General features: G+C 36.8%; 12 protein-coding genes. 6 read left to right on the top strand and 6 right to left on the bottom strand.

Going from position 1 to position 21,332, the window contains the following annotated elements:
* Window positions 1–188 precede the first annotated feature (188 nt).
* Entirely contained in the window at window positions 189–1,742 is a 1,554-nt protein-coding gene (istA, locus tag H3Z82_RS18170; protein ID WP_182206552.1) for an IS21 family transposase, read from the top strand.
* A 26-nt stretch (window positions 1,743–1,768) separates the two neighbouring features.
* Entirely contained in the window at window positions 1,769–2,506 is a 738-nt protein-coding gene (gene istB, locus H3Z82_RS18165) for an IS21-like element helper ATPase IstB (protein WP_182206551.1), read from the top strand.
* Here the strand turns inward: istB and H3Z82_RS18160 are convergent, their stop codons facing one another.
* From H3Z82_RS18160 to H3Z82_RS18150, 3 genes are all read right to left on the bottom strand, one after another.
* Entirely contained in the window at window positions 2,507–3,829 is a 1,323-nt protein-coding gene (locus H3Z82_RS18160) for an ATP-binding protein (protein WP_182206920.1), read from the bottom strand.
* Between the two features lie 935 nt (window positions 3,830–4,764).
* Window positions 4,765–6,039 (bottom strand): helix-turn-helix domain-containing protein, encoded by a 1,275-nt coding sequence (locus H3Z82_RS18155; RefSeq protein ID WP_182206919.1) that lies wholly within the window; start codon window positions 6,037–6,039, stop codon window positions 4,765–4,767.
* Window positions 6,040–6,670: 631 nt separating this feature from the next.
* Window positions 6,671–7,615 carry an NAD-dependent epimerase/dehydratase family protein gene (locus H3Z82_RS18150; RefSeq protein ID WP_182206918.1) on the bottom strand — a complete coding sequence of 315 codons (945 nt, stop codon included), beginning with the start codon at window positions 7,613–7,615 and terminating at the stop codon, window positions 6,671–6,673.
* Window positions 7,616–7,784: 169 nt separating this feature from the next.
* Between H3Z82_RS18150 and H3Z82_RS18145 the strand changes: the two genes are divergently transcribed.
* Window positions 7,785–8,246, top strand: coding sequence for an Lrp/AsnC family transcriptional regulator (locus tag H3Z82_RS18145; RefSeq protein WP_182206917.1), 462 nt, complete (start codon window positions 7,785–7,787; stop codon window positions 8,244–8,246).
* Here H3Z82_RS18145 and H3Z82_RS18140 read toward each other — a convergent pair.
* The 3 genes from H3Z82_RS18140 to H3Z82_RS18130 form a co-directional block, all read right to left on the bottom strand.
* Window positions 8,243–8,800, bottom strand: coding sequence for a gluconate 2-dehydrogenase subunit 3 family protein (locus H3Z82_RS18140; RefSeq protein ID WP_182206916.1), 558 nt, complete (start codon window positions 8,798–8,800; stop codon window positions 8,243–8,245). The two genes, H3Z82_RS18145 and H3Z82_RS18140, sit on opposite strands and share 4 nt — an antisense overlap.
* A gap of 2 nt (window positions 8,801–8,802) precedes the next feature.
* Window positions 8,803–10,536, bottom strand: a complete 1,734-nt coding sequence (locus H3Z82_RS18135; RefSeq protein ID WP_235982493.1) for a GMC oxidoreductase — start codon at window positions 10,534–10,536, stop codon at window positions 8,803–8,805.
* Between the two features lie 166 nt (window positions 10,537–10,702).
* A complete protein-coding gene (locus tag H3Z82_RS18130) occupies window positions 10,703–14,779 on the bottom strand; it encodes a hybrid sensor histidine kinase/response regulator transcription factor (protein ID WP_182206915.1) in 4,077 nt (1,358 codons plus the stop codon).
* Window positions 14,780–14,958: 179 nt separating this feature from the next.
* On the opposite strand from H3Z82_RS18130, the gene H3Z82_RS18125 reads away from it, so the two are divergent.
* The 3 genes from H3Z82_RS18125 to H3Z82_RS18115 all read left to right on the top strand — a co-directional run bounded on the left by H3Z82_RS18125 (window position 14,959) and on the right by H3Z82_RS18115 (window position 21,328).
* Window positions 14,959–16,137, top strand: coding sequence for a glycoside hydrolase family 88/105 protein (locus tag H3Z82_RS18125; protein WP_182206914.1), 1,179 nt, complete (start codon window positions 14,959–14,961; stop codon window positions 16,135–16,137).
* A 202-nt stretch (window positions 16,138–16,339) separates the two neighbouring features.
* The gene (locus H3Z82_RS18120; RefSeq protein WP_182206913.1) at window positions 16,340–19,447 is read left to right on the top strand and encodes a SusC/RagA family TonB-linked outer membrane protein; all 3,108 of its coding nucleotides are present in this window, start codon (window positions 16,340–16,342) and stop codon (window positions 19,445–19,447) included.
* A gap of 12 nt (window positions 19,448–19,459) precedes the next feature.
* A complete protein-coding gene (locus tag H3Z82_RS18115; RefSeq protein WP_182206912.1) occupies window positions 19,460–21,328 on the top strand; it encodes a RagB/SusD family nutrient uptake outer membrane protein in 1,869 nt (622 codons plus the stop codon).
* The last annotated feature ends 4 nt before the right edge of the window (window positions 21,329–21,332 follow it).

Raw genomic sequence — 21,332 nt, 5'->3', positions numbered from 1 at the left:
TGGATATTCCGGTTCGATTTGTGCCAGTGATTTCGGTGGGTCTGTGCCAGTGATAACGGTTCAAACTGTGCCATTTTTTACGGTTCGATTTGTGCCAGTCTGAAATGGGTTTAGCCGGATTTACGGTTTGATTTGTGCCATTTTTTGAAAGATCAAGTAGCTTGTCCTTTTTTAATAAAAGATAAGTTATGGCAAACACACTTGATCCTATGGACTTAAAACAAATTTTGACCCTCTATAAAGACGGACTGAGCAATCGAAAAATCGCTGATACCCTAAGTATATCCCGCAATACGGTTAACTCCTATATTAAACGCCTTAAAGGAAGCAGCTATAGTATTGATGCCTTGCTGGACTTTGACAACAGTAAGCTCGAAGAACTCTTTACCTTCAAAACAACCTTGAATATCAATCGTCAGGATGAACTGATGAGATATTTTGAACGGGTAAATAAAGCTCGCAATCATCCCGGTTTTACTTTTCAATATCATTATGAAGAATATAGGGATAGTGCAGAACATCCGTACAGCTATACCCAGTTTTTGGAACATTACCGACGTAAGTATGCCGATGTCAAGGGTTCTTTAAAATTAGAGCACGATCCAGGTAAAGAATTGTTTGTGGACTTTGCCGGACGCAAACTTGAGGTCATCGATAAAGAAACCGGAGAAATTATACCGGTGGAGGTTTTTGTAGCCATTTTGCCAAACAGCCACTATACTTATATCGAAGCCTGCAGGAGTCAGAAGCGAGAAGATTTTATCGCTTGTTGCGCCAATGCTTTAAATTTTTACGGCGGTGTGCCCAAAGCCATTGTCTCGGACAATTTAAAATCCGCCGTGACCCGTGCCAGTAAGTATGAGGCCAACATCAACCGAAGTTTTAAAGACTTTGCCCGGCATTACAACTGTGTAATTAACCCTACCAGAACCTATGCGCCACAAGATAAGGCCTTGGTTGAGAACGCCGTGCACCTGGTCTATCAGCGCATTTATTATCCGCTTCGGGAAATGACCTTCTTCTCACTGGCCGAACTTAACAAAGAGATCCATCGTTTACTGGAACAGTATAATAGGCTTTTGTTTCAACGAAAAGAAACCAGCCGTGCAGAACTTTTTCAGACTATCGAACGGGAATACCTAAAACCATTACCGGCAGAATCTTATGAAATAAAAGACTATCGAAGAGCAAAAGTTCAAAAGATGGGATATGTTTATTTTTCTCCCGATAAAAGCTATTACAGCGTTCCTTACCGGTACATCGGAAAACAAACCCTGATCCATTACACTAAAAACATTGTGGAAGTTTATTACAATCATCAACGTATTGCTCTCCACCAAAGAAACTTATCCAAAGGAAGCTACAACACCAATAAAGATCACCTGTCGAGCTCACATCAAAACTACATGGACTGGAGTCCGGAATATTTTAAAAACAAAGCCTCCGTTCACGGAAACTACGTGGTAGCCTGCGTAGATAAAATATTAAATGGTCTGGACTATCCTGAAATAGGCTATAAACGAGTTATGGGCCTGTTGCAGCTTCATAAGGATTATGGATCACAGAGGCTTGATAGGGCCTGTCAAAGAGCGCTGGCAGCCAACATGGTCTCTTATGCCCGTATCAAAAACATCTTAAAGAACAATGTTGATCAAAATTCCTTGTTTTTCAAAGACCTCGAAGATCAGCAATCCCATATCCCTAAACACGATAATATAAGAGGGGCATCAGCCTATCAGTAATTATTTAAACCATAAAATAAATTATAATGAACAACAATCAAACACTAGAAAAACTACAACAAATGCGTCTGTCGGCAATGGCATCCCTGCATAAACAACACCTTGGGGACAATCGCATTGAATCAATGACAACTGATGAATACTTGGCCTTATTGGTTGATCATCAGTGGGAGGACCGACTTAACAAGAAGATTGTTCGCCTTGTCAGTCAGGCTTGTTTTAAGCAAAAAGCAAGTCTGGTTGAAATCACTTACGATCCCCAGCGCAACTTGGATAAGAATAGTTTTGTCCGACTTGGAACACTTGACTTTATCAGGCGTAAAGAGAACTTGATAGTCACCGGAGCTTCAGGGACCGGCAAAAGTTATCTGGCCCAGGCACTCGGATATGAAGCCTGTTTAATGGAATATAAAGTGCTCTATGCCAATACATCGAAGCTGCTTAATGAATTAATATTAAGTAAAATGGATGGCTCCTATTTGAAAGAATTAAAAAGGGTGACAAGGACCGATCTGCTTATTCTTGATGATTTTGGCCTGCAGGCGCTTGACCAACAAAGTCGCGAAATAATGATGGATATTATTGACGACCGGCACAATGGGGCATCTACTATTATCGCATCGCAAATACCGGTATCGGCGTGGTACGAACTGATTGGGGAAGGAACTATTGCCGATGCAATTTTGGATAGAATAGTAAATTCTTCGCACAGAATAAAACTCGAAGGAGAATCATTAAGAAAAGGAAAACTTAAATCTATTTAACTAAAAAAATGTATTATTGTATGATCTTTCAAAGTGGCACAATTTGACCGAAAAGGGTGGCACGGTCACTCCGAAATAGCCACCTCCGTATTGTCGCGTGGTACTTGAGTTCGCCTGAATGTAAGGTTCAAAAACACTTTCCTGTCTATTTATTTCTATACCTATTCCAGTGTCCTGAACAATGAATTGAACTTTTATTTGGTTTTTGAAGACTTCATTCACTTGGACACATAGACTTACATTTCCATTTTCTGTAAAGTTAATAGCATTATTTACCAAGTTCGATATAATTTGGGTTAATCTAGTGGGATCACTAATAACGTTAACATTTTTCAATTTTTCATCTATCTCAAACGATAGTTTTAGCGATTTCTCTTGTGCCTTTTCCTTAAAACTATGTAGATTGTTTTTGATTAAAGTAGAAAGGTTAAAAGGAATTTCTTCCAACACTACTTTATCCCAATCGAACTTATTGATGTCAAGAACATTATTAATTAGAGACAACAAATTCTCAGTCGAAAATTTCAGAAGAGCGAGATTCTCTTCCTGATCCTTACGTGGATTTTGGAGTAATAACATATTCGATATTCCGATCACACCATTCAATGGTGTACGTATTTCGTGTGTCATTGTAGATAAGAATTCCATTCTTGCGATAGATAGTTGTTCATCTTCACGCAAACTTAATTTAAGTTTTTTATTGAGTTCTTTAAGTTCATCTTTGGTATGTGTTAAGCTTGAGAAGTTTCTGTTAAATTCTTTGAAAAAACTATATTGTAAGAAAATAATTAGTAAAAAATCATACAGTATGACCACCAAGTAAGTAGCCTGACCCCTTACGATAGATTTCATTCCAATATTAAATAACCCTTCACCGTTGAAGGCAGTAAAAAAAACCGCTGGTAAAACATAAACCATAGAATAAAACCATCCCCACTTTGTACCATGCATATAAAAGCTCAACATGCAACCAAGCCAAATATACTGTAACGTCTCAAGATGAATGCCTTTAACATAAAATACGATATCACTCCAAATTACCAGCCCAAAAACAACAAGTATGGCATGTGATAAAAGTTTCCAAGCATGTGTATAATAGGTTATTCCCAACAACAGTAGAGTTCCTGCAAAAACGGACATTACCCCGATCAACGGGAGCATTTCTCCAACAAAGAAATACGCCAAAATTAAAACACCAGTAAATAAAGGATATGAGATCAATAAATAGGACAGCATTTTAATGCGGGCACGATTAAGAGGATTCTTCTCTTTGAATATTAAAGGACTAAAAACACGATCAATCTTTTCTAAAATATAGGTCATTATAGGTAGAAATAGGATTATAGGGTATCATCACGATAATATTTTTAGTTTCATATAATGCTATAAATAAAATATTTATAGTAGAATATTTTGGATGTATATGTTTTGAATAGATCTTTTAATCCAAAAAACCTTTCACAATCCACAAGTGATTAAACTTCAACTGACAAAACAAAAACAATTAAGTGATAAATAACTACATATGATTTAGGTCAACTATAGTTTCATTTGCCAGAAAACGCTAAGAGTTGTGACGATGATTGACAAAAACCGAAGCATAAGCTTCGGTTTTTAAAGACGTTTTATATACAAATTAACTTACTATTCAATTTCCCTTCTAATTGATATTAATTAAATCTGAACGTTTATTATTTTTAAGATGCACATAATTAGTGATTTCGACACGTGTTAAAACTTTTTATATGATTCGAAATCCAACACTAGCTTAAGGCTTTTTAGGTTGCTCCTTATATTACAGTATATTTCAAGCATATATGACTCGTGAGAAACTTGATTCTACTGCTATATGAATTACTATCTACTTGCTTTGCATGTTTGTACATACGGATATTTACATGCTTCTAAATTAAACTTCTTGAAATGAAATTTTTTATCGAATTTCATCTCCGATGTCTTCTGAAGCACAATATCACAATGTAAAAACCTTGATTGATGATAGCCTTTAGTTACTGCAAAAATATATTACAAATACGAAACAAAAAATTGAAATTAGAGCTGTTTTCCGCAATACAGACAATACCCAAAACACACGCGGTCAGATATTTACGCTTATTTAACAAAAAGAAACAAAAAACTCACAAAAATAAAACACCAAACACTTCCAGGTTTTAAATAAAGTTATAAGATTACTTTATCTTGAAAAGCCTACCTCAGTCAAAAACTTGAGTCGACTTTATATTCCTATCAAAGCCAATTTAAGCGTGATTGTTTTTCAAATTAGAGATAAAATTAGAAGGCGATATTCCAGTTGTCTTTTTAAAACTGGCAGAAAATTTACTATGTGAAGAGAACCCACATTCTTGTGCCAAATATCCTATTTTATAATTTAAATATTTGGGTTCTGCCTGCAATTTCTCTACAATGTAGTTAATACGTAGTTCATTGATATATGAATTGTAGTCGGAGTTTTTATGTGTTTTAAGATATTGTCTTAAGTATTTCACATTGGTCTCTAAACGATCAACAAGCCTTGACAAAGACATATTTTCATCTAAAAAATCATTTGACATCTCGAACTCCTTTATTTTTTCGCTTAAGAGACTCTCTGTTTTTGGGGGTAGTTTTACCTTGATAGATTTATTGCCTCCATTTTTTATATTATTTATGGATTCACTATTTCTATTATCTTTTATATGACTATTAATCGATAGAAAACCGAGAAGTGCTATAATGGATATGACTAGTACTTTATAATTGTTATACAGGCTTATACCCCCGTTTTTATCTTCCACTTTTTCAAGAATAAAATTCCGTAATGGAATGCTCAACGATTTATTCTTAGCAAGTCTTAAGCTGTCATTAAGTATTATATAGTTTGATAAATATTCAGTTGATTCTTCGAGGTTACCTGTTTTTTGGTGGAGATATCCAATTTTCCTATACAATTCAATTTGTAGGTTCACTCTATTGATTCTTTCGGCAATGGATAGCGCCTCTCCATATTTGTTCAATGATTTATCGTAATCACCTTTAACCAAATAATGATATGCAAAACCTTCCATAATATGTGCTCGCTGAAGATCTGCTAAATAAGTATCGTTAATGTAAGGTTTCGATTTTCCGAGCGCATCACCAACAAGCGCTAAACCCATATTCAAATAAGATTTTGAAAGTTCAAAATTTGCTCCATTGTCCAAGACTAAATCAGAAAGTTTCTGATATGTTTCTGTAAGTGGAAAATCCTCCAAGGACTTAAGTAATATTTTTTGAGCATTTTCTGAGTCGCCTAAGTCTATAAGGGCTACAGCCATGTTATTGCGAAAAACAGACTTCAGATATGGGCTATTATTTGAGTTTACTATAATTTCAATGGCCTTTTTCCAAAGCTCAATAGCCTTTGAATTCAAACCCAACTTAAAGTAGTTACGTGCCAAACCACCTATCAAACGAGCTTCAATTTCCTTGTTATTACCGTTGTATCGATTTGCTATTGTATTTAAATAAATAATACTCTTATCATATTCTCCCAAATCGATCAAAATTTGCGCCTGAATGATATGGTCAATGGCACTTTGATCTGATTCCACGATAATAGCAGATAATAATTTCTTATGCGTACCAATAGTGTCTGCACTTAAGACATTACACTGTAAAACACAATAAAGTACAAGAAATGTTGAAAGTAGGTTTTTGATAAGGGAACAGTAATGTAGAATTATAAGTTGATTACAAATTTAGAAATCTTTTATAAGGTATCAGTGAAAATTTTCGGAAATCAAACAAATCTAATAAAAATATGGCGGCATCCTGAGAATGTGGTCAAAACACAACTGTGGCTTGCTATTAGTATATACCTTATCGTAGCACACTTAAAGCAAATTGTAAAAAACCCAAACTAAGTATACACGATGACGTAAATCCTTGAAATATCCACCTTCACCAAAACACCTGTAGATAAGCTTTTTACGGAAAAGTATATCCCTTTTTTTATTCGAAAAGTTTCTATCCCACCTACTATGTTCTTTTGGTAGATATCTAAGCAAATCGTATAATGACTACATTGCATTAAACCTACAATACCAATGGATTTAGGAATATGAGAGTAAAATACACAATGAACGGTTATCGCAATACTTAACATTCAATCACTTTCCCAGGAGGTCAATCTTCCTTTCGCTTTAAATTATTAAACATGTCTGCGGTCATTGAATCTAAATTATAATTTGGAGTCCAATTCCAATCCTTATATGCGCAAGAATCATCAATGCTCTGTGGCCATGAATCAGCAATTAACTGTCTAAAGTCCGGCTTATATGTGATTTCAAAATCTGGATATAACCTTTGAATTGTTTCTGCAATTTGTTCTGGATTGAAACTCATACCTGCAAGATTGTATGACGTTCTTACGGTAATATTTGCGTTCGGTGCATCCATTAGTTCGATTGTGGCCCTAATAGCGTCCTCCATGTATATCATTGGTAAAGTCGTAGTGTTTTTGAGAAAACATTCAAATGGTTCATTGTTCAATACTTTATGATAGATGTCTACCGCATAATCAGTAGTCCCTCCTCCAGGTAAAGATTGATACCCAATGACCCCTGGATATCGAATTGACCGAACATCCAAACCATACTTTTCATGATAATAACGTATCCAGTTTTCACCAGCAACTTTACTCATCCCATAAACGGTAGCAGGTGTCAGAATGCTATCTTGTGGCGTTAACTCCTTTTGAACATTGTCACCAAATACAGCAATAGAACTCGGGAAAAACACTTTTTCAACAGTGTTTAATCTAGACGCCTCCAACACATTAAAAAGCGTTTTCATGTTTATATCCCATGTTTTTAATGGGTCCTTTTCACCGTTAGCAGATAAAACTGCCGCCAAATGATAGATTTGTGTAATCTTGTAATATTTTACAATCTTTTGTACACCATCAAAATTTGTGGCATCAAGAATTTCGAATTTCCCAATAAAGTTATCACTTGGATATATATCTGAGGCTATTACGTTTGTTAACCCCCACTTTTCTTGTAAACGTTGTGTAAGCACTGTTCCCAATTGGCCATTTGCCCCTATAATCAAGATTTTTTCGGTATGCATAATCAGATAGAATTAATAACAGATCAAATCTATATAAAATTGCACAAATTCAATTTAAATATCTTATGTTGGTTGAATAATAAGTGGTTTTATCTTTAAAATATTTATTAAAAGGTAAAAACACTTTTTCTGATCTATAGGGTATTGAAAAACGACCAAATTTTCTTTTATGGAAAAACTTGATGAAACAGATTTAAAAATTTTGAGAATTCTCCAACATGATTCCAAAAAAACAACAAAAGAAATTGCCGCCACGCTGCACTTATCATCATCTCCTGTTTATGAACGTATTCGTAGATTGGAAAAAAAAGGCTACATCAAAAAAAATGTCGCCCTTCTGGATAAAAAGCTGATTGGCAAACCAATCACCGCGATTTGCATGGTGTCTCTCCGTTATCATAATGAAGGTTTTATTGACAAATTTGATCAACAGATAAAAGAACTGGAAGAAGTTCAGGAGTGTTATCATATGGCTGGAAAAGTAGATTTCTTTTTAAAAATCAACCTTGAAAGCTTAGATGCCTATCACGAATTTATTCGGTCTAAACTCTCAAAAATTGATAATATAGGCGTATTGGAAAGTTATTTTGTACTCAAGGAAATTTTACACACCACAGCGTTCTGTTTTTAAACCTCTATGTCACCTTCCATAACAACTTGGGAGGTAAAATAACCGAGCATTCCCAACTCGCGAACAGCCGTTAGGAACGTATATAAATAATAATCTGGTTTGACATTTTCTGCGAGCTCATCACTACCATTTTCCAACATTTGAAAAACAGCTTTTTCTCTTTTTTCTGAAACATCAAAATACGTAGCGATCATCTGCTGATAATCTTCCCTATTTCCATTTGATGGGAGCTTATTTGTGATTTTTTCAAATTGTTTTGAAAACTTCTCAATCCCCATTCGAATTTCGTCCTGTTGTTTTTTCGACAGAACATGGCAGCACATTTTATCAATGAATAGGGAAATATTCAAATCGTTCGCACCTATGCTCGACGTTTTAGGCAGTATTATATCGACCAGTCCCTCTATACCAAGCATATCAGACTTCTTAAAAAACTCTGGCAACACCACAGTCTTGTCAGTGGTACACGCATTAAAAAGACTTAAAATGGTTGAACCTGAAACGACCAAACCCAATGAGAGTACAATGTTTTTGACAGCTGTTCTTCTATCCATAATTACCATAAGTTTTCTTTAAACTGTTTCACCGCATGATTAACTGCCCTTGCCGTGAGAGCCATATAAGTCAATGAGGGATTCTGGTTTCCTGAAGAGGTCATACAGGCACCATCAGTGATATATACGTTTGGGACAGCATGTATTTGATTGAATTTGTTCAACACAGAAGTTTTAGGGTCATGTCCCATTCTGGCCGTTCCCATCTCATGAATGGCATGTCCCAAATATGCCGCGGTATCAAATCCTTTGACGTCTTCAAATCCAGCGAGCCTTAACATTCTAATGGCTTCCTCCTTCATGTCTTTTCGCATTTCCAATTCATTCTCTTTAAATTCAGCATTAAAAGTAACGGTTGGCAAGCCCCATTGGTCTTTCTTGTCATAATCTAAGGTCATTTTGTTATCATGATATGGCAAGCATTCACCAAAACCAGTGAGTCCAATACGCCATGGCCCAGGTTTTAAAAGATCATCCTTAAAGTCCTTGCCATAGCTCAGTTCTTTGATGGCTCTTCGCCAATCGGTTCTGCTGGCACTGCCCTGAAAGGAATAGCCTCTTAAAAAATTGGATTGTGGTTCACTCCCATTTAAATTTCTAAATCGTGGGATGTGAAAACTTGCCGGACGATTATTGGAATAGGGTACATTTTTAAACTTTGCAGTGGAGCCAGACGCTCCAACTCGAAAATGGTGGTCCATCAAATTATGTCCCAATTCTCCACTATCATTACCCAATCCGTTAGGAAATCTATCAGATTTTGATTGTAATAAAATGCTGGTTGTCCCCACCGTAGACGCACAACAAAAAATGACTTTAGCAGAAAACTCCAGAGTTTCGCCAGTTTCCGCATCAATTACATTGACTCCGGTTGCCCTTTTGCCAATATCGTCATATAGAATCTCTGAGACTATCGAATAAGGTCTTATAGTCATATTGCCCGTACGTTCCGCAGCGGGCAAAGTGGACGAGTTGCTGCTAAAATAGGCACCTAACGGACAGCCGCGCATACACCTATTTCTGTATACGCAATTTGACCTCCCTATATGATGTGTATTACCAGTAAGATTGGCAAATCGTCCCATAGTTAAATATCTATCTTTATAATGTTTGGAAATTTGATACCGAAAATCCTTTTCCACCTCATTTAAGGGCATGGCGGGCGAAAAATGACCGTCCGGCAAATGAGGCAATCCTAAATTCTCACCGCAGACACCGATGAATTTCTCCACTTTTGTATACCAAGGTTCTATGTCCTTATAACGAATGGGCCAATCCACGGCAATCCCTTCCAATTTATTGGCCTCAAAATCGAGGTCACTCATTCTCAGGGCCTGTCTTCCCCAGGTGAGCGAGCGGCCACCAATGTGATAGCCTCTTATCCAATCAAAACGTTTGGTTTCGTTATATGGGTGTTCGATATCGTTAACAAACCAATGGGCTGTTGTTTCCTGGGTAACAAAACCAGTCCGACTTTGAGTTTTTTGCTTGGAATTGGATTCGGCGCTCGGCTTGCCACGATAATCAAATTCCCAGATGTCTTTAGTGGCGGTGGGGTAATCTCCGTGGCTCACCAATCTGCCGCGCTCAAGCACCAAAGTTTTAAGGCCATGCTCACAAAGTTCTTTAGCTGCCCAACCACCTGAAATTCCCGTGCCTATTACAATGGCATCATATTCCTTATTCAATTTTTTACTTTTTAATTTATTCAGAATTAATTTAACCTTCGTCTTCAAATACTCATTTTAACAAAGAAAACCCATTTATTATACTTGAAGTGGGCATCATTTAGGCTAAAAGGTGGAGTATTTCTATAAGACATATAAGGTTCAAAGAAATTGATCAAATAATGAAACACTATAATCATAATTTTATGGAAATAAACCGATCATAATTTTAAATTCATTGTTTGTGCTTCGCTCCAAAACTGGTTGGTGTTTCGCCAAATTCCTTTTTAAACGATCGTGAAAAATAAGATTGACTCTCGATTCCTATCATAATCATTATTTCCCGCATCGATAAGTTCGTATCGATAATTAGATTGGCGGCCTTGCGCAAGCGATAACTCTTTATGAATTCAATAATTGAATTCCCGGTGATACTCTTTATTTTATTGTAGAGCTTACTCCTACTCATAGAGAGTTCAGAAGCAATTTTATTAACATCCATTTGTGGCTTATCCAAATTTTCATCTAAAATAGCAATGAACTTCCTCATAAAATCACTTTCTCTTTTATTGGTCGTAAGTTCATGCGTTTCAGCAAAGAAGTTCTTTGCATAATATTCGCGCATTTGCTGCTGTTGGCTAAACACATTTCGAAGGGATAAACGCAATAAATTGAAATCAATTGGTTTTTCCAAGTAGATATCGGCGCCAGAATCGGCACCTTCCAACTTACTATCCAATCCGGCTTTTGCGGTCAATAGAATAAATGGAATATGTGAATGTTCCATGTTCTCCTTTACTTCTTTACAAAATGTGATCCCATCCTTTATGGGCATCATAATGTCGCTAACAATAAGATCTACATGGGTCCTTTTAAGAATGTTTGAAGCTATCAGCCCATTTTCGGCTTCAATAATTTCAAAATCCGTAGATAAATAATCAGCAATCATTTGTCGTAGATCATCATTGTCCTCAGCCAATAGAATGCGTTTTTTGTCTTTGATAAAACTTTCAATAACAAATTCCTCAGAATCAAGCTCTTCGGATTTGGATGCATCAGTCAAAACCGCGAGAGAGACGTTTTCTTCCAATGCTTCTGCTCTTAGAAAGTCTTCAGGAGCATAGATGTTGGCATCCATTGGAAAGCAGACAATAATATCTGAGCCTTTGCCTTGTTCACTAAACACAGTCATTTCTCCTTTATGCAATAAAACCAGATTTTTTATTATGAACAATCCGATACCCGTTCCAAAAACAGAAGTGAAATCTTCTGTTTTTGCCTTATAATAAGAGTCAAAAATCAATGGGAGCGCTTCTCTAGTAATACCAATACCTGTATCCGTTATAACAATGCAAAAACAATTCTCTTCCAAATTGGACTCCCCTATGGTTACGGTATTGGTATAGTCCGAATAGAATTCACTTCTTTTGCTATACGTGCTTAAGGAAATAACTCCATCATCCTTAGTAAACTTAAATGCATTATTTAAGAGGTTCAAAATTACCTTTTCCAAGATGTGTTTATCGATATATAAATCTTTCGGCATTTTGGGGTCGAGATCAATCTTAAAATTTATGTTATGTTGGAGTGCATAATCTTTAAAATCAAAGGCAAAAATGTTCACTAAATTATTGATATCCGATTTCGTTACCTGAAGCGGCATTTTATCACTTTCGATCTTCCTAAAATCCATCAATTCAGTAACAAGCCCCAATAAACGCTTTGTGTTTCCACTTAAAATCCGATAATAATATTCTTTTAAACCTTCTTCCCTTAACTTATCAACAGCGGCGCTAATCAATGAGAGTGGCGTTCGAAAATCATGAGAGATACTCGTAAAGAAGGTTAACTGGGATTGATGGATTTCTTCTTTTTTTTCTTGATTTAGTTTATCAAGAAAAAGTTGCATTTTTAGTTTCTTTTGATTGTAATAATACCGAACGAGCACAAAAATTACCGATGATGCAATCAAGAAATAAATAGTATAGGCCCACCAACTAAACCAAGGTGCAGGGATACGTTTTATTGTAATATCTAAAGGCCATCCCCATACGCCATCGCTATTGGCAGCGACGACTTCAAAAGTATATGTTCCCGGAGGCACCTTCGAATAGAAAACATTGCGGTTAGAAGCATCTACCTCAATCCAACGGTTATCATATCCTTTTAACCGATATTTGAAACGGTTGTTTTTTGGCGTCAAATAACTGTTGGATGTGAACGTAAATCCAAAGTTTGATTGCTTATGGTTCAGTTCGATCGTTTCTGGGAAACGTATGGTATTCCCTAATTTATCTCCATCATCGACCGGTGGGTTTGTAGGAATATTATCTACAAAAAAACTGGAAATATTGACCTTCGCCTTGGTAGTGTCTTGGACAATTTCGGTAGGTTTTATAATTGTAAAACCTTCGGTTCCGCCAAAATATAATTTCCCTGATCTATCCCGATATGTGGCTAAAGGATAAAAGACCTGTCCTTGAACACCATCATCTTTATCAAATCTGAAAATTTCATTTGTTGATGTATTGTAATAAAACAGCCCATTGTCTGTTCCTAACCATAAATCATTTTTAGCGTCGAGAATAATACTGAAAATGGTGGAGATGCCAAATTTTAAAATTTCGTCAAAGTTTTTAAAAACCCCAGTTTTTGTATTATATCTATAAAGACCTTTTCCAACCGTCCCAATCCATAAGTTCTCATTACCATCCATAGCAAGCGTTTGACCATAGAGCAACGAAGAGTCAGGTAGTCTTATTTTTTTAGTTTCTCCAGTTTCTTTATTTAAAGCATACAGCTTATTGTGGGTAAGAACCCATAATAAGCCATCACTACCTTGAGATATATCGAAAATATAATAATTAGGATCCTCTGTATTAATATTGTAATGCGTAAAAAGATCTTCTTCAATGCTATAGTATGACAAATCCAAACTTTTGGTCTGATAGCTTATCCAAAAGCCAGAATCAGAATTTAAGCTTAATTTTCTTAGATCATCATTTAAAATAGAATTGGGGTCATTAAAATTGTGCCTGTAATTTTTAAACTTTTTGGTTTTAGTATTGTAGAAACCCAACCCTCCTCTGAATGTAGCAAACCATAGGTTTTCATTACGATCTATAATTAGCGATTTGACATTGTTTGAGGATATGCTATTGGAATTAACTTTAGCCTCATGAAATGTATAGACGTTTGTTTCTTTATCAACTTGGTTAATACCACCACCTTCGGTAGCGATCCAAAAATTTTCTTTATCCTCGGCAAAGCCACTGACAAGGTTTTGGTTTAAGGGACTATTAATGGTGGAATATGATTCAAAATGATTTTTTTTATCAAGATTGACATAGCTTAGTCCACCAGAGTATGTTCCTATCCAGAGATTGCGTTGTGCATCTTCCTCTATAGTCCAAATAGAGTTGTTCGGTAAGCTAAAAGGATCCATTTTATGATGCACATAATGTTGATATGAGTTGGTTTTTGTATTGTACACATACAATCCATTTTGACTAGCAACCCAAATATTTTCATTCTTATCGGCAAGAATCATTTTAGAGTAAACATTTTCTGAATCCGATATAAATTCGAAACTATCCATAAATTCTCCTGACGGAATATCAAGGGCATTAAATATATTATCTGTAGAAAGACACCAAATTGTATTGTTGATCTTGCAAAAGCCTTTTATAGAATTATCATTTTCAAACGCATAAAACAACGTCACCTCCTCTGTATCATTATTGTATCTAAAAATATTTCTACCCCAGGACAAGAAAAAGAATCCATTTTCTTCGGGGACAATAGACTGAACCCTAGTGAGTGGTTTTCCCTGATATGAAAGTTCAGTAAACTGGTCGGTTTCCCTATCATATCTACCCAGTTGGTTTGATCTGGTGGCCAGCAAAGGATTGTCGGCAGTTGACCATAAGTAAAGAAAATCATCTTCATGTATTCTGGCAAAGGTGTTTTTCAATATGTCATAAGTATACAACCCATCGGTCACCGAGACATATAATTGCCCATTATGGTCCGCAACAATATCTCTAAAGGTTTTTTCCAACTGCACGTCATTTTGATTAAAATGACTTTGATAAGACTTATGCTCATAACCATCAAAACGAAACAGGTCATTGTCCATTAATATCCATATAAAGCCATTTGAATCTTGTTGAATTTTTTTGACCCCGTCATAATTAAAACCGCCTTCGGGAGAAAAGGTCTGAAATTGGTAGTCTCCTTTTTCTTGTGATAATGCGACCGTTCCTATCAATAAAAAAAACAAAAATTTGAGCAAATTGAAAATCAACTTCATTATTAATGAAAGATTATAAGATTGGTAATGATATGCTTTTGTTCGAATATACAATTTCAAATCGCTAAAAAGTATTGATTTACACAACAAAAAGCAAAAGAAGCAAAACATAAACCAAATAGGACAAGAGCTTAAGAGCCTGATGAAAATACATTTGTAAGCATCATAAATCCCTATTAATGAAAAAATATAACTACTTGATATTGTATGTTGCATTTCTTCTTTCTTCTACGCTCTATTTTGGCTGTAATGATAAAAAGGAAGACAGCAAGGAAAGTGATGAGCAAGAGATAAAAAGACCTTGTGTAAGTAAGACGGATGTAAAAGAAGAATTAAACAAAGTTGCCAATTGGCAGATTGATAATTTCTCCTATGGTACAACTGGAAACCTACATGACCACGGTATTGACTCTTGGACCAATGCAACGTTTTATGTGGGTTTAAACGAGTGGGCCAAAATTGATAATAACAAGCCAACCTTTTTAAAATGGCTTAAGGGAATTGGTGAAACAACCTCTTGGATAATGCCAAGTAATTTTAAAAACAATGCACACTATCAACTTTATCATGCAGATGAGTTCTGTATTGGCCAGTTGTATTTAAATACCTATGACCTCTACGGCGATCCAAAAATGCTTGCATCGGTCCGTGAACGCGCGGATTGGGTTCTGAGCAATCCAGGGAACTCGAACATGAATTATAGAAACAAACAATCTTGGACCTGGTGCGATGCGCTTTTTATGGCACCTCCTGTGTATGCGCATTTAGCCGAGATAGAGAATGATGAAAAGTATCTGGCTTTTATGGATGCGGAATTTAAACGCACATACAACCACTTATATAGTCCCGATGATAAGTTGTTTTTCAGGGATGATAGCTATTTCAATAAAACCGAAAACAATGGAAAAAAAGTGTTCTGGGGAAGAGGAAACGGTTGGGTGGCAGCTGGATTGGTAAGCATTTTAAAGCAATTGCCAAAAGACTCACAATACCGGTCTTTTTATGAAAACTTGTTTAAGGAGTTTATTCCAAGACTTGCATCGCTACAGAGTGAATCTGGTTTTTGGCATGCTAGCCTCCTGGATCCTGAAAGCTATCCTGCACCAGAAACCAGTGCAACGGCATTAATAACCTATGCGATTGCTTATGGTATTAACAACAACTTAATAAACAAGGACATCTATTGCTCGATGGCAAACAAAGCTTGGGAGTCATTATTATCTATTGTAGATGAAGATGGAAAGTTAGGTTGGGTGCAACCTATTGGAGCTGATCCCAAAAAAGTGACCGCAGACATGACTGCCCCTTATGGAGTGGGTGCTTTTTTGTTGGCCGGAAGTGAAATTTACAAACTGTAAAATGCCCATCAAGTTCCACCTTTAAGTTTCAATTTGAAGTGGATTCCTTTTTAAGAAAAACACAAATGCTTACAAGTTGGGACAAGGGCACAAAACACAAATGAAACCATGGAATTAAAAGATTTATTAACATTATTAACTACAGTAACATTGCCGAGTGTGAAACTTTCACGAGATAATAATTATTAATTAGACCAACATTATGAAACATTTTTTGAAACCATTCTTATTCGTAAAAACACCACTTATAAGAATCTTACCCGTGTTAGCTTTTTGTTTCCTTTCAGTTTCATGGGTTAACGCCCAAGAAATAAAAGGAGAAGTCTTAGATCAAAATCGCTTACCCATCTTAGGTGCCAACGTTCTTGTCAAGAATACAACGCGAGGTGTGATCACCGATTTCGATGGAAACTTTAGTATCAATGCAAAAGAAGGTGAAGTTCTTGTATTCTCCTTTATGGGTTACCAATCCTCTGAAATTACGGTGGCAAATCAAGATTTTATTACGGTAACGCTCCAGGAAGATTTTGCCCAGCTTGATGAAGTGGTCGTTGTGGGTTATGGAACGATGAAGAAAAGAGATTTAACGGGTGCATTGGGCACCGTTAATGCCGACCAACTTAAAAAAGAACAACCTGCAACAGTACAGGACCTATTGCGAACCAATGTTCCTGGATTATCCATGGGAATATCCAATAGCGCGAAAGGCAATGCAGGGAATATTCTTATCCGTGGTAAAAATAATTTACGTGGCAGTACTACCCCATTATTTGTTTTGGATGGCGTTATCTATGACGGAGAGCTTACAGACATCAACCCACAGGATATTGAGCGTGTTGATGTTTTAAAAGATGCCAGTTCGGCTGCTGTTTATGGTGCCAAGGCCGCGAATGGTGTCATCCTGATCACCACCAAAAAAGGAAAAGCTGGAAAACCGGTCATTCGATTTTCTTCAATATTGACCTCTGCGTTTACCAATTCCTTACCAGATGTTTATCAAGGTGAGGAGTTTATTGCTTACAGACAAGAAGTAATGAAAGCACAGAACAAAGGCAGACAGAAAGGCTATTATGACAATCCTAAGAACTTACCAAACAGGGATCTGGTGGATTGGATGGCGATGACAAACTCAAGTGGAGACCCTACCGGTGTGTGGTTTACAAGATTAGGATTTTCAGACATTGAGAGAGAAAACTATATGGCGGGCCGAGTGCTCAATTGGAAAGATATGACCTATCGCACAGCCATTAGCAAGGATTATTCTTTGAGCCTATCTGGCAGAACGGAGAACACCTCCTATTATACGTCGTTTAACTATATTGACAACGAAGCCAATCAAGTAGGATCTGGATATTCTGCAGTTCGCGCTCGATTAAACTTAGAGTCCAAGGTTACTGACTTTTTAACATTTGGGGTCAACACCCAATTTACTAACCGCGATGAAAGTGCCATAAGTGTTGGCGGGTATCAACCTCTTTCCCCTTACGGAAGTCTGTACGAAAACGACGGGGAAACCTATAAATATTATCCCAATGACAATTTAAATGGTTATAATCCATTTTTGAATCGGGAGTATATCGATAGAATGGATAATTACAGCATTTTAAACTCCGCACTATATTTAAAAATTAGTTTACCGCATGGTTTTTCTGTCCAGTCTACATTCTCACCACGCTACCAATGGCGCAATTATTTAAACCATAATTCGACGTCACACCCACTTTGGGCAGATGCCACAAATACAGCATCACGATCGAATTCCAGAACTTATAACTGGCAGTTGGACAACACTTTGAAATGGAAAAGAGAGTTTGGAAAGCATGATTTCGATTTCACATTCTTAGCTAACTTGGAGAAGTTACAAACATGGTCAGATTCCATGACCAATAGCGGCTTTCAACCGAGTGATATATTAGGTGCACACGGTATTGAATGGGGAACCAATCCAAAAATTTCAAGTAACGATACGTACAGTACAGGTGACGCACTTATGGCGCGTTTACATTACAGTTATGACGACCGATATATGCTGACAGGAACAGTTCGTCGTGATGGGTATTCAGCTTTTGGTCAGGAGCAACCTCGAGCGACCTTTCCTTCCATTGCGGCAGGTTGGGTATTTACAAACGAATCCTTTTTCCCAAAATCTGATGCGTTCAACTATGGAAAACTCAGATTGTCTTGGGGGTTAAATGGTAACAGAGACATTGGAATGTATCAAGCTTTAATGAACCTTGACGCTCGGAAATATTTATACTATGATGCTTCTGGCGAACCAATCAGCATCAATGCTTATTATGCCTATAGAATGGCAAACTCCAACTTAAAATGGGAAAGCACAGAATCATATAATATTGGATTCGATTTTGGTTTTATAAATAATAGGATCACAGGGAGCGTGGATGTCTACCAAAAGAAAACCAACGATTTGCTTATCCAACGTGACTTACCGGACATCATAGGTTTTTCAAATGTATGGGGTAATATTGGTGAGGTAGAAAATAAGGGAATAGAACTTTCCATAAATTCAACCAACATAAGAAACGATAATTTTAAATGGGAAACTTTTTTAGGGTATTCGTATAACAAAAACAAAATTAATTCATTACATGGTTTAATGCAGGATGTTTTAGATGACAATGGAAATGTCATCGGGCAAAAAGAAGCAGACGACATCGGCAACGGATGGTTTATAGGAAAGTCCATTGATGAGATTTGGGATTATAATATTCAGGGCGTATGGCAAACGGACGAAAAAGATGAAGCTGCGGTCTATGGTCAATCACCTGGAGATTTTAAATTCTTGGACAAAGATGGCAACCAAAAATATAATAACGAAGACAAGGTTTTTCAGGGATCGAAAGTGCCTACCACTCGATTGAGCATGCGAAATACCTTTACCTATAAAAATTTCAATTTTTCCTTCAACCTATACTCTTATTTAGGTCAGAAAAAAGCTTTCAACCGTGCTAAAAATGATGGTGCATTGATAAACACCACCAACCAAATTATAACGGAATATTGGAGTGAGGATAACCCTACCAATGATTATGCAAGATTAAGTTCTAAGGCACCTAGCGGCATAGGCTATTCGGTTTGGAGGAAGGCGGATTTCATTCGCTTGGATAATGTATCTATCGGGTACACACTCCCTGATTCACTTTTGAAGCAATTAAAAATTTCAGATATGAATTTAAACCTAACCGGTAAAAATATCGCCTATTGGAGCAACTGGCCAGGAGAAGATCCTGAGCTTTCCGGCAGTAACGTGCCCATCAGTATATTATTAGGATTTAATGTAACCTTTTAAAAAATGAAGATTATGAAAAATATAAATAAAATCGCAGGATATTTCGTTTTGTTTACAGCTCTAATGATGACTGTAGGCTGTAGCGATGATTGGTTAGATCCAAAACCCTTATCCTTTTACACGCCAGAAAATGCATTTCAAGATTATCAAGGATTAAAGACCGGAACGGATATGTTGAATCGTGACGTGCGTTATTTAGAGTTTTATCCAACAGGATTTTCACAAGATCCTGCCTATTTAACCGAAGCCTTCTTTTCAGACATCGGTGTAAACGGTCGTGTAGATGATGCAAGTGCTCCTCAGGATTTGGTGCGTCAAATTACGCCAAGCGCAAACCTAAGTGGCGGTAATAGAGCACGAGTCCATTTTTATTGGCAAGCACTGTATAAAGGCATTAAGGATGCAAATACTATAATTTCCCGTTCTGAATTTGCAGAATTTGATAACGAAAATCAAATGAAAGAAGTTTTGGCATTGGCCTACTTTCATCGTGCCTACCGATATTATAGACTAGTAAACCAGTTTGGTGATGTTCCATTTATTGCAGAAGAAGTTACCGGCCCGCGTTACGACTTCTATACTACAAAAAGAGAAGTGATTTTAAGACAAATGAAAGAAGATCTCGACCAGACCGTAGAATTTATGCCAAAAAACGTCCACATAGGAATGGTTACTCAAGGGGCAGCCTATCATTTACTTACTAAAATCAATCTGGCACTTGCCGAATTTGATGATGCTATCGCATCAGCCTCTGCTGTAATTGACGGAGGATCACATTCGCTGATGACACAACGTTTTGGTAATGCCGTTGGTTCTGATGACCCCACAAAAAACGTGACCTGGGACCTACATCAAAATAAAAATAAAACATCTTCAGAAAACAGGGAAGCATTATATGTTGTGACCGACGAATATGAGGATGAATCTGCAACGCCTACAGGATTGGAAATCAAACGTCAGGTCATTCCATGGTATTCTTATCCAGGGATGATATCTACTCCAAATGGAGAAAATGCATTTGTGGATAACGATGAAGTTAAAAATCCATATTTGGCTGAGTACGGACGAGGTATTTTCACCTTGCGCTCCACCAGTTACCAACAAGATTTAATCTGGAAATTGGACAATACCGATTTACGTCACGATCGTGAATCTAAGAATTGGATGCACGTTGAGGAGTTCAATTATAACAGTCCAAATTTAGAAGGTAAAAGCGAATGGTTTGGAAGACCAATTAAAGAAGCGTTGGCATCGGTAGGTGGTGACGTGAGTGCAATTTGTAAGGATACCATTCGAGGCTGGGGAGGTTGGCCGAACTATAAATCAAATGTTCCGGATCAAAAAACTGCCAACTGGAGAGGTGGTAGCGCTGCTTGGTACATTTTCCGTTTAGCAGAAACTTATTTGCTCCGGGCAGAAGCTCATATCTGGAAAGGTGATTTATCCAACGCCATGACTGACATCAATGCGGTAAGAGAAAGAGCGGGTGCCAGAACATTGACTACTGCAGAAATAAATATGCGCCAATTGATTGATGAGCGTGCTCGTGAATTGTTCTATGAAGAACCAAGAAAAACAGAGCTCACACGAATTTCCTATATCTACGCAAAAACAGGAATCGCAGCCGATAATGGCAAAAGTTATTCCTTAGCCAATTTTTCTGAAAATAATTTCTTTTTTGATCATATTTCATCGGTGACAAACTTTTATAATCTAGGTGTCACCAATCAAATAGGAAATGAATATACTCTTGCTCCATGGCATGTACTATGGCCGATCTCTGAGTCTGCCATAAGTGTAAACGTTCAAGGTCATATCAATCAGAATGAAGGATATGCTGGTTCTGAAAGTAATATTGAACCTATTGATCATGCCAATTAAATAA

It is taken from the genome of Gelidibacter maritimus, from assembly GCF_014062315.1.
In the GTDB taxonomy this organism is placed as follows: Bacteria; Bacteroidota; Bacteroidia; order Flavobacteriales; family Flavobacteriaceae; genus Gelidibacter; species Gelidibacter maritimus.
Note: the sequence above shows the minus strand (reverse complement) of the source record. Positions and strands in the feature narration are given on the sequence as shown.

What these genes read in the sequence shown, in the direction of transcription:
- istA (WP_182206552.1), top strand. Translation starts at nt 189, where the DNA reads ATGGCAAACACACTTGATCCTATGGACTTAAAACAAATTTTGACCCTC.
- istB (WP_182206551.1), top strand. Translation starts at nt 1,769, where the DNA reads ATGAACAACAATCAAACACTAGAAAAACTACAACAAATGCGTCTGTCG.
- H3Z82_RS18160 (WP_182206920.1), bottom strand. Translation starts at nt 3,829, where the DNA reads ATGACCTATATTTTAGAAAAGATTGATCGTGTTTTTAGTCCTTTAATA.
- H3Z82_RS18150 (WP_182206918.1), bottom strand. Translation starts at nt 7,615, where the DNA reads ATGCATACCGAAAAAATCTTGATTATAGGGGCAAATGGCCAATTGGGA.
- H3Z82_RS18145 (WP_182206917.1), top strand. Translation starts at nt 7,785, where the DNA reads ATGGAAAAACTTGATGAAACAGATTTAAAAATTTTGAGAATTCTCCAA.
- H3Z82_RS18140 (WP_182206916.1), bottom strand. Translation starts at nt 8,800, where the DNA reads ATGGATAGAAGAACAGCTGTCAAAAACATTGTACTCTCATTGGGTTTG.
- H3Z82_RS18130 (WP_182206915.1), bottom strand. Translation starts at nt 14,779, where the DNA reads ATGAAGTTGATTTTCAATTTGCTCAAATTTTTGTTTTTTTTATTGATA.
- H3Z82_RS18125 (WP_182206914.1), top strand. Translation starts at nt 14,959, where the DNA reads ATGAAAAAATATAACTACTTGATATTGTATGTTGCATTTCTTCTTTCT.
- H3Z82_RS18120 (WP_182206913.1), top strand. Translation starts at nt 16,340, where the DNA reads ATGAAACATTTTTTGAAACCATTCTTATTCGTAAAAACACCACTTATA.
- H3Z82_RS18115 (WP_182206912.1), top strand. Translation starts at nt 19,460, where the DNA reads ATGAAAAATATAAATAAAATCGCAGGATATTTCGTTTTGTTTACAGCT.